Source organism: Streptomyces sp. NPDC053493, assembly GCF_044544825.1.
Taxonomy (GTDB): Bacteria; Actinomycetota; Actinomycetes; order Streptomycetales; family Streptomycetaceae; genus Streptomyces.
Genome location: NZ_JBITXS010000006.1, coordinates 46,778 through 60,533, shown reverse-complemented (window position 1 = coordinate 60,533; position 13,756 = coordinate 46,778). Strand labels below are relative to the sequence as shown.

Sequence of the window (13,756 nt, the reverse complement as noted above, 5' to 3'; positions counted from 1 at the left end):
TCCGGACCCTCAAACACACTTACGGAAACGACCCTCCGGCATTAGGGCGGAAGGTCATCGGATTTTCCGACGGGTGACGGGAACAAACACCCGACTGAGAGCAACTCCACATCACATCGTCATCACGAAGGCACGGGAACGACCGAGGTCGCTACTCACTCCCTGTAACGTCGATTGGGTGCGTACCGACATCTTTGCCCGGCTGGACCGGGAGCCGGAACCGCCGAAGATAGAGGTCCCGCGGATGACCCGCACGCGTCTCGCCCTCTTCGGCGGGACGTTGGCGTTCTATCTGGTCATCGTCGTCGCCGTACTGCTGTCGACCTGGCTGGTGCTGCTCGACTGGAAGATCATGCTCTTCCGGCCCTACCAGCAGTGGCCGGAGCTGCACGCCTTCCTCGACTACTACGTCGTCCTCGGTCAGCGCGGCCCCACGGCCGTCATGGTGGCCGCCTGGCTGGGCTGGCGCTCCTGGCGCCAGCACACCCTGCGGCCGCTGCTCTCCCTCGGCGCCGCGCTGCTGCTGCTCAACGCGACGGTCGGCGCGGTCAAGCTCGGACTCGGCCGGCTCGGTCCCCACTACGCGACGCAGGTCGGCTCCGCCGAGCTCTTCGCCGGCGGTGACATATTCCCGTCCGGACACACCGCGAACGCGGTCGTGACCTGGGGCATCCTGGCCTATCTGGCGACCACGCCGAGGGCCCGGCGCTATCTGTCCGCCCTGTCGGCCGTGGTCGCGCTGGGCGTCGGCCTCACCACCGTCTACCTCGGCACGCACTGGCTCAGCGACGTGCTGCTCGGCTGGGCCGCCGGCCTGCTGATCCTGCTCGCGCTGCCCTGGTGCGAGCCGGTCATCGCGATCGCCGAGGCCTGGATCCTGGGCCTGCGCGACCGGCTGCGCGAGCAGCTGCGCTCCCGCCGCCGCCTGGTGCCCTCGCTGCCCGTGGCCACCGGCGGTCCGCTGCCCGGCCTGTTCCCGCAGCGTCCGGCCGGGGCCGAGGAGCCGGTGCGCGAGACCGTCGGCGCCGCCGCCACCGGCCGCGGCCCGGCGGTGCGTGGCGGAGGACTTCCGACGCCGCCGCTCGCCGCCCCGCGCACGCACCACGCCGCCCATCACGCCGCCCATCACGCGGTGCGCTCCGAGCGCGGCCCGGCCGCTCCGGCCGGCAGCCGCCGCCCGCCGCACTCGCGGCCCGCGACGGGCGGCTGATCCCGGCCCGCCCGCGCGCGGGCCCACGGGGACCCGCGAGGAGCCACCAGGCGTACGCGAGAGGGCCCCGGCCGTCGACCGGCCGGGGCCCTCTCGCGTCGCGCGCTCAGCCCAGCCAGACGCGCCGGACGACGCCGTGCTCGACCTCGAAGTTGATGCGCCCCTCCAGGTACTCCATGGTGATGATCGACCCGGGCGGAAGGGACCGGACGACGCTCCAGCCCCGGATCCTGGCGAGCCGCTCCGCCTCCTCCTCGCTGAGTCCCACATACGTTTCGGGTGCGTGTTCGGGTGTCATACAGCTCACGTTAGTACCTCGCCGGTCACGCTTGTGTCACAGCTTCTCGACATATGTTTGACCGTCATCCCGTCCCCGGCGACGGCGGTTTCCAGCCGTTTCCGCGGTAATTCACGGCCTTCCGCGAGGCGTTCTCCGCCGCGTGCGGCGAAGCCTCCGGAATTCCCCGCGAGCAGGCCCCGCACATGAATTCCGGCGAGCGGCACCGGGCCGGCCGCCCGCGCCCGCCATTCACGTTTTCCCCGCATCCCGCACACGCCGTCCCCCGACCGGACGACCCGCCGGTCCGCCTCCCCCGCTGCCCGCGCGCCGCGGCGCATCATCCGTGGATGACCACCGAGACCGAGACCGCGGCCCACGAAGCGCCGCGGCAGCGGCATGGCCGGATCCTCATCGACTGGATCACCACGACCGACCACAAGAAGATCGGCCACCTCTATCTGGTGACCTCGTTCGTCTTCTTCCTGATCGGCGGGGCGCTCGCCATGGTCATGCGGGCCGAGCTGGCCCGGCCGGGGCTCCAGCTGGTGTCGAACCTGGAGTTCAACCAGGCCTTCACGCTGCACGGCACGATCATGCTGCTGCTGTTCGCGACGCCGACCTTCGCGGGCTTCGCCAACGAGCTGGTGCCGCTGCAGATCGGCGCGCCCGACGTGGCCTTCCCGCGGCTCAACATGTTCTCGTACTGGCTGTTCCTCTTCGGCGGCCTGATGGTGCTCGGCTCCTTCCTCACCCCGACCGGGCCGGCCGCCTTCGGCTGGACCGCCTACGCGCCGCTCAACAGCGTGCTGCGCTCACCCGGCGTCGGCGTCGACCTGTGGATCATGGGCCTCGCGCTCTCCGGCTTCGGCACCATCCTCACCTCGGTGAACTTCCTGGCGACGATCATCGGGATGCGCGCGCCCGGCATGACCATGTTCCGGATGCCGATCTTCACCTGGAACGTGCTGTTCACCGCGATCCTGGTGCTCGTCGCCTTTCCGGTCCTCGCCGCGGCCCTGCTGGTCCTGGAGTCCGACCGGCGGTTCGGCTCGGTGGCGTTCCAGCCGCAGAACGGAGGCGCGCTGCTGTGGCAGCACCTCTTCTGGTTCTTCGGGCATCCCGAGGTCTACATCATCGCGCTGCCGTTCTTCGGCATCGTCAGCGAGATCATCCCGGTCTTCGCGCGCAAGCCGCTGTTCGGCTACGTGACGCTGATCGCCGCCACCATGTGCATCACCGGCCTCTCGGTGGTCGTCTGGGCGCACCACATGTTCGCGACCGGAGCGGTGCTGCTGCCCTTCTTCTCGATGCTGTCGTTCCTGATCGCGGTGCCGACCGGCGTGAAGTTCTTCAACTGGACCGGGACGATGCTGCGCGGCTCGCTGTCCTTCGAGACGCCGATGCTGTGGGCGACGGGCTTCCTGGTGACCTTCCTGTTCGGCGGGCTGACCGGCGTGGTCCTCGCGTCGCCGCCGCTGGACTTCCACGTCACCGACTCGTACTTCGTCGTCGCCCACTTCCACTACACGGTCTTCGGCACCGTCGTCTTCGCGACCTTCGGCGGCTTCTCCTTCTGGTGGCCCAAGTTCACCGGGCGGAAGCTGGACGAGCGGCTCGGAAAGATCCACTTCTGGACGCTCTTCGTCGGCTTCCAGACCACCTTCCTCGTCCAGCACTGGCTGGGCGCGGAGGGCATGCCACGCCGGTACGCCGACTATCTGGCCGCCGACGGCTTCACGGCGCTCAACACGGTGTCGACCATCGGCGCGTTCCTGCTGGGCACGTCCACGCTGCCGTTCCTCTACAACGTGTGGCGCACCTGGCGGTACGCGCCGAAGGTCGAGGTCGACGACCCGTGGGGCTACGGCCGCTCGCTGGAGTGGGCGACCTCGTGCCCGCCGCCGCGGCACAACTTCCTCGCGGTGCCGCTGATCCGCTCCGAGTCGCCCGCCTTCGACCTGCACCACCCGGAGTTCGCGGCCTACGAGCGGATGCTGCTCACGGGTTCCGCGCCGGTGCGCCGTCCGGCCGCGCAGGAGTCGTCCGAGGAGCCCCGTCCCGGTCGAGGGCCCGGGTCAGAAGGTCCCTGAGCGCCCGCACACGGTCGGCCAGCTCCGGCGGATCGACGACCTCGAACTCGAAGCCGATCATCGACACGTGGATCACCAGCACGTCGAGGCTGTGCGCGCCGGTCCGCAGCAGGCAGGAGTGCTCGCCCTCGGCGGTCAGCGTGCCGTCGGCGGCGCCGACGGCCGCGGCGGCCTCGGCGAGCGGCACATGGAGCCGGACGGTGGCCTCGGTCGCGTACACGGCGGTGGACACGCCCTTGGCCACATAGGCGGCCAGGTCCTCGGCGGGCGGCTCGCGCGGGGTGAAGCGCGGCCCGTGCGGCGGCTTCGGCTCGATCCGGTCGGCCCGGAAGGTGCGCCAGCCGGCCCGGTCCAGGTCCCAGGCGACCAGGTACCAGCGGCGCTCGCTGCACACCAGGCGGTGCGGCTCGACGGTCCTGCGGGTGGTGGCGCCGGCGTGGTCGCGGTAGGCGAAGCGCAGCCGCTCGGTGTCCCGGCAGGCGTTCGCCAGCTCGGTCAGCACGGCCGGGTCGATCCGCTCGCTCGGGGTGCGCAGCATCGGCACGGTGTAGGCGTTCAGGGCGCTCACCCGGCGCCGGAGCCGTCCGGGCAGCACCTGCTCCAGCTTGGCGAGCGCGCGTACGGAGCTCTCGCCGATGCCCTCGACGCCCTGGCCGGCGGCCGCCCGCAGCCCGACGGCGACGGCCACGGCCTCCTCGTCGTCGAGCAGCAGCGGCGGCAGCTCGGCGCCCGCCCCGAGCTGATAGCCGCCGCCGGTGCCGGGCGTGGCGTTCACCGGATACCCGAGCTCCCGCAACCGGTCGACGTCCCGCCGCACGGTCCGCGCCGTCACTCCCAGCCGCGCGGCGAGCTCGGGCCCGGACCACTCACGGTGGGCCTGGAGCAACGAGAGCAGACGCAGCAGCCGTGCGGAGGTCTCCAACATGTGCCCGAGTCTGCCACCCGTCGCGGACAGCTAGGGTCCTCGAGTCGAGGCGGCCGGGACAGGTTCGCCGGCGGTGCCGCGGGCCGGGCCGGCCGGTTGCTTCGTGTCTGAGGCCCGCCGGGCCCGTCAGCGGAAGCGGCGGACGAGGGCGCCGGCCTTCGACTTCGCCGTGTAGGCGGCGTCGAGGGCGGTGCCGAGGGCCCGGTGGAGCGCGGCACGGGCCGGGGCGTGGGTGCGGGGTCGGGCGGTGCCCGGGCCCGCGAGTTCGGTCCAGATCGTCTCGTGGCGGGCGGCGACGTGCGACGGGTCGAAGCGCTCCGACGCGACGAGCGCCGCCTTGGCCGCCCGGGCCCGGGCCTCGTCGTCGTTGATGAGGCCGAGCAGCGCGGCGGCGACCGCCGCCGTGTCGTCGACCGGCACCAGCCGTCCGTCGACACCGTCCTCGATGATCTCGGCGGGCCCGTGCGGGCAGTCGGTCGCCACCACAGGCAGACCGCAGCGCATCGCCTCGACGATCGTCATGCCGAAGGACTCGCGCCGCGAGGTGACCGCGGCCAGCGAGCCCTTCGCCCACTCCGGCTCCATCGGGTGGGCGGTGCCCATGAGGAAGACGTGCTCGCCCAGCCCGCGCCGCTCGATCTGCCGGGCCAGCGTCTTCTTCAGGTTGTCGGAGGCGTCACCCGTGCCGTAGATCCGCAGCTTCCAGTCGGGCCGGGCGGCGGCCACGTCCGCGAAGGCGTCGATCAGCAGGTCGTAACGCTTGACCGGGGTCAGCCGGCCCGCCGCGACGACGACCTTCGCAGCGGGATCGGCCGGCGGCACGCCCGGCGCGGGCACGCTGTTGGGCACGGCGTCGACGCGTACGCCGGGCAGGCCGAGCGCCCGGTAGGCGCGCGCGTCGGCCTCGGTGACGGTGGTGACCGCGTCGAGCAGCGCGTACTCGTGCCGGATGTCGCGGCGCAGCCGGTAGCTGTGGCCGTCGAGGATCAGGTGCTCCTGCCCGACGAGGACGGGTCCGCGCGGGGCCTGCCGGGCCAGCTGCACGTTGAGCCCGGGCCGGGTGGAGACGACGACGTCCGCGTCGACCGAGGCGAGGTGCGCGCCGATCCGCGCGTCGGTGAGCGCGCTGTACTGCTTCCAGCGGCCGTCGCCGCGCGGGAAGACCCGGGCCGGCTTGTGGAAGTCGGGGTGCTCGCCGTCGTAACCGGGGCTGTTCTTGCGGATGTCGACGAGGTGCCGCAGCGTCACTCCGGCGGGGACGCCGAGGATCGGCTCGTCGCGGTGACGGAACACCGAGACGATCTCCACCTCGTGACGGCCCGCCAGCTCGGCGGCGAGCGTGAACGTCGTCCGGATCGTCCCGCCGATGTGGTAGCCGTTGTGGAGCAGGAAGGAGATGCGCATGTCCGTACCGGTTCCCCCCGGTGAAGTGCGTGGTCGGGGGCGACTGTACTGCGCCGGAGGGCGGTTGTTCACGGCCGGTATGCCAGCTGGGGCACGGTGGCGCAGTTCCTGTTCATGTCGCCCTGGGCGACCCAGCCCCGCCCGTCCTGCCAACGGGCCACGGACAGACAGGTGAAGAGGGTCTTCGGCGGCTCGGTCCGATGCTCGAAGCGTACGGGCAGCAGCAGCCCGCGCGCGGTGTACGGCTCCGCCCGGTTGACGTAGGCCTCCACGCAGGCCCGGGTGAGCCCGCCGGGCGTGCGGAGGCAGGACCTCGCCGCGTCCGTGAACCACATGGCCGCGGCCCAGCCCTCCAACTGCCACTGCGCGAGCGGCCGGTCGCCCATGGCCGTCCGGAACTCCCGTACGGCAGGAAAGGTGGCGTCGTCGTAGTTGCGGCTGGCGCCGGTGACGTAGAGCGCGGCCCGGCAGCCGGGCGACCCGGCGTAGTCGCGCGTCACGGCCGACGACCAGTTCTGCACATTGGTCACCTTGGCGGCGACGCGGACGCCGGACGCCTCCATCGCCTCGCACAGCCGGGCGTTGCCGTGGGTGTCGAGCGCGTCGAAGACGACGTCGGCGTGCCGGGCGCGCAGATCGGCGGCGACGGCGCGGAAGTTGGGCAGCGCGAAGTCGACCTGCTCGTCGACCACCCGGTAGCCCTCGGCGCGCAGTCCTTCGGAGACCAGCCGGGCGTACGCGGCGGACGCGGCCTGGTTGTACGAGACGACGGCCGCGGTGCGGGCGCCGAGGTGGGTCCTGAACCAGCGGTAGACCTCCGTCCCGCCGTACAGCACGCCGTTCCAGCCGGGTGACGCGCCGGTGCGCGGGGCCGAACTGCCGTAGATGCCGTAGAGGTGCGGATAGGTGTCGTAGGCCGGGGTCAGCGGCTGGCCGCCGATGTCGGGGACGCCGGCCTTGGCGACCAGCGGGGCGCCCGCGTAGTCGAGGGCGGTGGTGGCGACCAGCGCGAAGACCTTGTTCCGGTCGAGGAGCCGGTGCACGCACGCGTTGTTGCCGATGCCGCTGCCGCCGTCGTCGCAGGTGACGACCTCGATCCGGCGGCCGTCGAGGCCGCCGCGGGCGTTGAGGGCGTCGAACCAGGCGCGGGCGCCGTCGCGCGGCCCGGTGAAGGTCTCGCCGCCGACCGGGCTCGTGGCGCTGGTGATGATGCCGACGCGGAGCGGCTCACCGCCGGAGGGGTTGACGGTGGGCCGCGTCTCGAAGGCGCGCTCCGGAAGCCGGCTGCCACAGCCCGTCAGGAGCGCGGCCAGGGCAGTGAGGACGGCGAGCGCGGTGAGGGCGGTGAGCCGGGTGGGCAGCGGCGTCGGGCGGGCCCGGCCCCGGGCCGGCTCAGCAGCCCGGGACCCGTGACGCGCCACTGAGCTGGACGAGGCCGCAGAGGGTCTGGACGGAGACCTTCCAGGTGCCGTTCTGGAGGACGGAGGTGCCCTTGGCGTCGGGGAGCGCGGGGTTGCCACCGACGAGCAGGTCGTAGGTGACGTTCGCGCCGGCGGCGGAGGTGAACTCGACGGCCTTGACCTTGGCGGCGGTCTGGGCGGCGTTCTTGTCGCCGGCGAAGGCGCCGAGGACGGGCGCCATCTTCTCGCCGTTCTCGAGCAGCTTGACCCGCTCGGCGACCGGCGTCTTCGGGTCGAAGAAGGCGGCCCAGTTCCGGGCGATCTCCGCCTTGGCGGCGGCCGGGTCGGCGGGCTCGTCCGCACCGGGGGTCAGCGGGGCGGTCGATTCGGTCCCGCCGGAGGACGTGCCGCCGCCGTCGTCCGAGCAGCCGGCGGCGACCGGGACCAGGACCAGGGCCGCCGCGGCGGCGAGAACGGCGGCGCGTCGCTTGAGAACCATCTGGCTCACCACCGGATGTCGGGGCAGGCCGGGCGGCCTGATGATTCCAGGGTGTGCCGGTTCGGGGCATAGTGCAAGGAAAGGTGCGTCCAGGGACACCAGGGGACGAAAGGCGGTGAGGCCTCCGTGCCGTCGACCTCCGTGCCGCCGACCTCCCGGATCCTCCTCTGGGCGGGGCTCGTGGCGGCCGCGTGCGGGGCGGTGCTGTGCGTGGCCGGCTGGTACGGGGCGTCCGGGGAGCGGTTCGCGGCGCGGCAGCTGCCGTATCTGGCCTCGTGCACGGTGCCGGGAGCGGCGCTGATCGTGGCGGGCGCGGTGCTGACGACGGCGGGCCTGCGGCGGCCGGCCGCCGTGACCGAGCGCGCGTCCGGCTCCGAGCGGGAGTCCGGGTCCGAGCCCGAGGACGCCTCCGGACTCCCCTCGCCCTCCTCTCCCTCCTCGGAGGAACCGCCGTTGCGGGTGCCGGGCGGGACGCTCGCCCACCGGCCGGACTGCCCGTTGGTGGCGGGCCGGCCGGAGGCGGTCCCCGCCGGCGACGCGGAGCTCGCTCCCTGCCCGGTGTGTGAGCCGTGGCCTCGCTGACGTACGACCTCGTCCTCGCCGGCCTCGCCGTCGGCAGCGCGGCGGCGCTCACCGGCATCGGACTGATCGTCACCTACCGGGCGACCGGCGTCCTCAACCTCGCGCACGGGGCCGTCGCGATGGTCTGCGCGTACGTGCTGCGCCAGCTGGTGGTGGAGTGGGGCTGGCCGCTGCCGCTCGGGGCGCTCGTGACCCTGCTCGTCGTCGCGCCGGCCATCGGACTGGCCCTGGACCGGGTGGTGTTCCGGCCGCTCGCGCTCAGCGGCGCGGACCCGGCGCGGTCGCTGGTCGCCTCGATCGGCGTCTTCGTCCTGCTCGTCGGCGCGGCGGCGCTGATCTGGGGCACCGGTGCCCGCGACGACGCGCCGGTGCTGCTCGGCGACGACCCGTGGGTCCAGCTGGCGACGGTGGTGGTCCTCGGCTGCCTGGTGGGCGCGGTGACGCGGTGGACGAGGTTCGGTCGGGAGCTGCGGGCGGTCGTCGACAACCGGCCGCTGGCGATGCTGTCCGGTATCGCCGCGGACCGGGTGTCGGCGGCGGGCTGGGCGTTCGGCTCGTTCACGGCCGGGCTCACGGGCGTGCTGCTCGCGCCGTACGTGAGGCTCGACCCGTACGGGATGCCGCTGCTCGTGGTCGAGGTGATCGCGGTCGCGGTGGTGGCCCGGATGCGGAGCCTGCCAGTGGCGGTCGTGACCGCGCTCGCGCTGGGCGTGGCGCAGGCGCAGCTGACCCGGCTGCACCCGGAGGGCTGGGCGGGCGAGCTGCTCCAGGCGGCCGGGGCGAACCTGTTCGTGCTCGCGCTGCTGGTGGCGGCGCTGGTGCTGCCGGGAGTGGGCGGCGGCGACGCGCTGCCGCCGCCGAGCAGGGCGCCACGGGTCCCGCCGGGCGTGTGGCTGGTCGTGGGCGTGCTCTTCCTGCTGCCGCTGGGCTTCGCGGGCGAGGACCTGACGACGGCCGTCCAGGTGCCGGCCCTGGCGGTCGTCCTGCTGTCCCTGGTGGTGGTCTCGGGCCGGGGCGGCCAGATCGCGCTGGGCCAGGCGGCGTACGCGGGGCTCGGCGCGCTGTTCACGGCCCTGCTCGCGTCGGCCGGCCTGCCGGAGCTGTGGGCGCTCGTGCTGGCCGTGGCGTGCGTGGCGCCGCTGGGCCTGCTGACCGGCTGGCCCGCGATCCGGCGGCACGGCCTGGCGCTGGCCCTGGCCACGCTGGCGGTGGGTGTCGCCGTCAGCCGCTTCGTCTTCGCGCAGCCGTACGCCACGGCGGGCCTGGCGCCCAAGCGCCCGGCCGGCTTCGACCACGACCGCGCCTACTACGTCCTCGAACTCGTGGTCCTGGCCTGCTGCCTCCTGCTGGTCGCCGCCCTGCGCCGCGGCCGCACGGGCCGCGCCCTCGCCGCCCTGCGCGACCACGAGGCCGGCGCGGAGGCGGCGGGCGTCCGCGTGGCCGGCCTGAAGCTCCTCGCCTTCGTCCTGGGCGCGGCCCTGGCGGCGCTGGGCGGCGGCCTGCTGGGCATGGGCGTCCGCGCCTTCGACCCGGAGGCGTTCGACCCGCTGCGGGGCCTGCTCTGGTTCGCCGCCGTCGTCACCCTCGGCGCCGACACCCTCCTGACCCCGCTCCTGGCCGCCACCCTCCTGGTGGCCCTCACACCGGGCCCCGAGTCCGCCCTCCCGGCCGCCCTGATCGGCCTCCTGGCCACCCTGACCGGCCGCATCCCTCCCCTGCTGCCCCTCCTGCTCCCCGAGACCCGCCCCGCCCCTCTCGTGACGCCTCGCAGGCCCCGGACCACCACCCCGGCCCCCGCGCCCACCGGCGCCGCGCCCTCCACGGGACAACCCGCACCCGCGCCGACCACCGGACCGGGCGGCGCGGGCGGGCGCACCTCCTCGGGTGGAGGCCGGCCCCCGCGGCTCGTGGCGCGGGGCGTCTCGCTCGCCTATCCCGGAGGGCTCACCGCGCTCGACCGGGTCGACATCGCGCTGCGGCCCGGGCAGGTCACCGCGCTCGTCGGGCCCAACGGGGCCGGGAAGAGCACGCTGTTCGACTGTCTCGCGGGGACGTCGCGGCCCACCGCGGGGCGGGTCGTGCTCGACGGCGTCGACATCACCGCGCGCCCGGCGCACGTGCGCTGCCGGCTCGGGATCGCGCGGACGTTCCAGCAGCTCGCCGTGTTCCCGTCGCTGACCGTGGAGGAGAACGTGCTCGTCGGCGGGCCCGCGGCCGAGCAGGCGCTGCGGCTGGTCGGGCTCGCCGGGCCCGTCCGGCACCGCGCGGCCGCCGGGCTGCCGACCGGCACCCTGCGCCGCGTCGAACTCGCCCGCGCGCTCGCGGGCCGCCCGCACACACTGCTGCTCGACGAGCCCGCCGCGGGTCTCGACGCGGACGAGACCGCCGCTCTCGCCCGTGTCCTCGCCGCCCTCGCCGCCGACGGCCTCACCGTGCTCGTCGTCGAGCACGACCCGGACCTCGTCGACGGCATCGCCCACACCGTCCACACCATGGAAGGCGGCCGGCTCCTGTCATGACCGTCGAGATCGCCCTGCGCGCCGCCCGGGTCCACTACGGCCCGCTGGAGGTCCTGCACGGCCTCGACCTGGCGTTTCCCGCCGCGACCGTCACCGTCCTCCTCGGCCGCAACGGCTCCGGCCGCACCACCGCCCTGCGCGCCCTCGCCGGCACCGTGCCGCTGGCCGCCGGGCGCGTGGTCTGGCGCGGTGCGGACGTCAGCCGCCTTCCCGCCCACGCGCGGGCCCGGCGCGGGCTGTGCTTCGTGCCGGACCTGCGGGCCGTGTACGCGACCCTCACCGTCGCCGAGAACCTGGACCTGGCGGCGCCCGGCCGCACCGACGAGGCCCTCGCCGCCTGCCCGGAGCTCGCGCCGCTCCTCGCCCACCGCGCCGGCACGCTGTCCGGCGGCGAGCGCCGGCTGCTGGCCCTGACCCGCGCCCTGGTCGCCCCGGCGCCCCGCGTCGTCCTGGTCGACGAGCCGTCCCTCGGCCTGGCCCGTCCGGTGGCTTCCCGCACGTACGGGCTGCTCGCCGCCCTCACCCGGCCGCCGGTCGGCGCGGCCGTGGTCCTGGCCGAGCAGCGGCTCCCGTACGGGCTGCCGCCGGGCTCGCTCGCGTACGAACTGAGCCGCGGCTCCCTCGCCTCGGCCGGCGAGATCACCGCCTCCGCCGGGACCCCCTAGAGCGGAGAGATCCGCAGCATCGTGCCCACCGTCAGCCGGTTCGGGTCGGCGCCGATCGCCGCGCGGTTCGCCGCGTACAGCGCCTGCCATCCGCCCTTGACGGCGTAGCGCCGGGCGAGGGCGCTCAGCGTGTCGCCGGGCTGGACGACATGGGCGCGGCCGCTCAGGCCGTAGCGCCGGGAGCAGACCGGCCAGGCGCCCCAACCCTGGACGCGCAGCACGTCCTCGGCGACCCTGATCTGCTCGGCCCTGGTGGCCAGGTCGGCGCGCCGGGCGTAGCGGCGGCCGCCGTACTCGTCCCAGGTGGTCTGCCAGAACTGCAGGCCGCCGTAGAAGCCGTTGCCGGTGTTGGCGCGCCAGTCCCCGCCGCTCTCGCACTCGGCGACGCAGCCCCAGGGCCACTGGTCCTTCACGCACGCCTCGACGGGCGTGGGCGCGGCGGACGCGACGGACGAGGCGGCCGTGGTGGCCGTGGTGGACGCCACCGCCTCGGCCGGTCCCGCCGCGAGGAGCAGCGACGCCGCCAGGACGGCGCCGGCCGTCCCGTATCGGATCTTCGACATCGGGGCAGGCTAGGCAGCCGCTCCGGGCGGCGGGCCCGTGCCGCGCGGAAACAGCGTTCACATGCCACCCGGTCGGAGTCACCGGGCCGCCGCCCAAGTTGTCGTCCCGCGCGCGTGACCCCGGCCGATCCTTCCCCGTTGAACTCGGCATGAGACGGCCGGGATCCGCCCGGTGTCGCACGCAACCGAGTCCAGGGAGTCCCCCGTGCCGCGCATGCTCGACGTCAGCGAGGACGTACGCGCCGAGATCGGCGACGAAGAAGCCGACCGGCTGCTCGCCGGCGAGAACGCCCCGGGCAGCTACGACTGCACCTCCTGCCGCACGCCCGGTGACTCCGAGCAGGAACGGACCAGCACGGTGCTGTTCGTCGGCGAGGAGACCGCCGTCCTCGCCTTCGCCCACGCCAGCTGCATCCCGTCCCAGGTGGTGCGGGTCGCCGAGGAGCAGCTCCAGGGCGCCGTCGCCTCCATCACGGCGGCCGACGCCGCCGACTCGCTGTCCGCCGCCCACCCCGAGCAGGCGGTCCTCGGCGTCACCAGCGGTCTGGTCCTGATCGAGGGCGAGCTGCACCCGGCGCTCGTGGTGGAGCCGACCACGCCGGTCGCCCGCCCCGGTTCCGCCGGTCTGACGGACGAGTTCCTGACTCTCCTGGTCGAGCAGGGCTTCCAGCCGGTGACCGACGTCAACGTGAAGCCGGCCCCGCTGCCCGGCTGGTCGGTCCTGGTCGCCATGGGCCAGCTGCACTCCGTCCTGCAGCCCGGCACGGACGGCACCGGGCAGGTCGCCTGGTGGCAGGCGCACCAGCCGCTCCAGGTCACCGAGGGCTGGCGGGCCGCGGCCAACAAGTCGCACACGGTGCTGGTCTTCGCCGCCCCGGTCGGCTCCATCGGGCAGCAGCCGCGCGAGGACCTGCTGCGGGACGCCCTGGAGAAGGCCGCGGTCGACGGGCGTCTGGTGGCCGCCGCGATGCCGCTGGCCGGCACGTGACGGGCGACCCGCGTCCCGGCATAGGGCCGGCTCGCTTCCCGCGGGTGCCGACCGTTCCACGGCCTCGGTGTGCTCCTCTTTCCGAGGGCCGCCCGCATCTCACGGACGGCGGGGTCGTTGGCACATACGTGCACGCCTACGACCCCTTCCCCCAGCAACTTCCCGGCCATCCGGGCCCTTCGGGCCAGAGCTTCCGCCCGATCCCGACCATGCGTCCGGCGCAGGACGTCTCGGCGGCTTTCCCGGCCCGCTCGACGGGCCCGGCCGGCTCGGCCGCCGTCGTCTCGGCGACGCCGATCTACGACGCCCTGTACTCCGAGTTCCGCCGCTCCTTCCGTACGCTGCCGGGTGACCGCAGCGGCGAGGAGGAGCTGGGCTTCCGGGCCTTCGGGACGCAGCGCCAGCAGGGCCTGCACGCGGGATGGTCGGCGTACGCGCTGCCGCCGGGCCGCCGCGGCGGCATCTAGGCCGTCAGGCCCTCAGGCCCCCCAGCAGCATCCGACAACGGCCGGGGGGGGGGGGGGGGGGGGGGGCCCGGCCCCCCCCCCCCGCCCGGGGGGCGGGCCGGGGGGGGTGGTGGGGGCGGGGACGCCCCCCCCCCCCCGGCGGGGGTTGGGGGGGGGGGGGGACG

General features: G+C 74.4%; 13 protein-coding genes. 7 read left to right on the top strand and 6 right to left on the bottom strand.

Annotation, left to right across the window (positions count from 1 at the left end):
- The first annotated feature begins 178 nt into the window (after nt 1-178).
- The gene (locus ACIGO8_RS18845) at nt 179-1,210 is read left to right on the top strand and encodes a phosphatase PAP2 family protein (RefSeq protein WP_399731469.1); all 1,032 of its coding nucleotides are present in this window, start codon (nt 179-181) and stop codon (nt 1,208-1,210) included.
- 106 nt (nt 1,211-1,316) lie between these two features.
- Here ACIGO8_RS18845 and ACIGO8_RS18840 read toward each other — a convergent pair whose 3' ends face one another.
- A complete protein-coding gene (locus ACIGO8_RS18840) occupies nt 1,317-1,508 on the bottom strand; it encodes an I78 family peptidase inhibitor (RefSeq protein WP_399731467.1) in 192 nt (63 codons plus the stop codon).
- 329 nt (nt 1,509-1,837) lie between these two features.
- On the opposite strand from ACIGO8_RS18840, the gene ctaD reads away from it, so the two are divergent.
- Nucleotides 1,838-3,580, top strand: a complete 1,743-nt coding sequence (gene ctaD / locus ACIGO8_RS18835; protein ID WP_399731464.1) for a cytochrome c oxidase subunit I — start codon at nt 1,838-1,840, stop codon at nt 3,578-3,580.
- On the opposite strand, the gene ACIGO8_RS18830 is transcribed toward ctaD, so the two are convergent.
- From ACIGO8_RS18830 to ACIGO8_RS18815, 4 genes are all read right to left on the bottom strand, one after another.
- On the bottom strand, nt 3,489-4,505 hold the full coding sequence (locus tag ACIGO8_RS18830; RefSeq protein ID WP_399731460.1) for a helix-turn-helix transcriptional regulator: 1,017 nt from the start codon (nt 4,503-4,505) through the stop codon (nt 3,489-3,491). The two genes, ctaD and ACIGO8_RS18830, sit on opposite strands and share 92 nt — an antisense overlap.
- A 126-nt stretch (nt 4,506-4,631) precedes the next feature.
- Nucleotides 4,632-5,909, bottom strand: coding sequence for a glycosyltransferase (locus ACIGO8_RS18825; RefSeq protein WP_399731458.1), 1,278 nt, complete (start codon nt 5,907-5,909; stop codon nt 4,632-4,634).
- 68 nt (nt 5,910-5,977) lie between these two features.
- A complete protein-coding gene (locus tag ACIGO8_RS18820) occupies nt 5,978-7,270 on the bottom strand; it encodes an ABC transporter substrate-binding protein (protein WP_399732402.1) in 1,293 nt (430 codons plus the stop codon).
- A gap of 31 nt (nt 7,271-7,301) precedes the next feature.
- Nucleotides 7,302-7,808 carry a hypothetical protein gene (locus ACIGO8_RS18815; protein WP_399731455.1) on the bottom strand — a complete coding sequence of 169 codons (507 nt, stop codon included), beginning with the start codon at nt 7,806-7,808 and terminating at the stop codon, nt 7,302-7,304.
- Between the two features lie 126 nt (nt 7,809-7,934).
- Here ACIGO8_RS18815 and ACIGO8_RS18810 point away from each other — a divergent pair, with 126 nt between their 5' ends.
- Genes ACIGO8_RS18810 through ACIGO8_RS18800 form a run of 3 tightly spaced genes read left to right on the top strand, consistent with a single transcriptional unit; the run spans nt 7,935 to nt 11,574 of the window.
- On the top strand, nt 7,935-8,390 hold the full coding sequence (locus tag ACIGO8_RS18810) for a hypothetical protein (RefSeq protein WP_399731451.1): 456 nt from the start codon (nt 7,935-7,937) through the stop codon (nt 8,388-8,390).
- Nucleotides 8,378-10,909, top strand: a complete 2,532-nt coding sequence (locus ACIGO8_RS18805; RefSeq protein ID WP_399731448.1) for an ATP-binding cassette domain-containing protein — start codon at nt 8,378-8,380, stop codon at nt 10,907-10,909. The genes ACIGO8_RS18810 and ACIGO8_RS18805 overlap by 13 nt, the downstream gene beginning before the upstream one ends.
- Complete coding sequence (locus ACIGO8_RS18800) at nt 10,906-11,574, top strand: ATP-binding cassette domain-containing protein (RefSeq protein WP_399731445.1); 669 nt, start codon at nt 10,906-10,908, stop codon at nt 11,572-11,574. Before ACIGO8_RS18805 ends, ACIGO8_RS18800 begins: the two co-directional genes overlap by 4 nt.
- Here the strand turns inward: ACIGO8_RS18800 and ACIGO8_RS18795 are convergent.
- Nucleotides 11,571-12,137 carry a transglycosylase family protein gene (locus ACIGO8_RS18795; RefSeq protein WP_399731442.1) on the bottom strand — a complete coding sequence of 189 codons (567 nt, stop codon included), beginning with the start codon at nt 12,135-12,137 and terminating at the stop codon, nt 11,571-11,573. The two genes, ACIGO8_RS18800 and ACIGO8_RS18795, sit on opposite strands and share 4 nt — an antisense overlap.
- 205 nt (nt 12,138-12,342) lie before the next feature.
- On the opposite strand from ACIGO8_RS18795, the gene ACIGO8_RS18790 reads away from it, so the two are divergent.
- Nucleotides 12,343-13,125, top strand: a complete 783-nt coding sequence (locus tag ACIGO8_RS18790) for a hypothetical protein (RefSeq protein WP_399731439.1) — start codon at nt 12,343-12,345, stop codon at nt 13,123-13,125.
- 209 nt (nt 13,126-13,334) lie between these two features.
- Entirely contained in the window at nt 13,335-13,592 is a 258-nt protein-coding gene (locus tag ACIGO8_RS18785) for a hypothetical protein (protein WP_399731436.1), read from the top strand.
- The last annotated feature ends 164 nt before the right edge of the window (nt 13,593-13,756 follow it).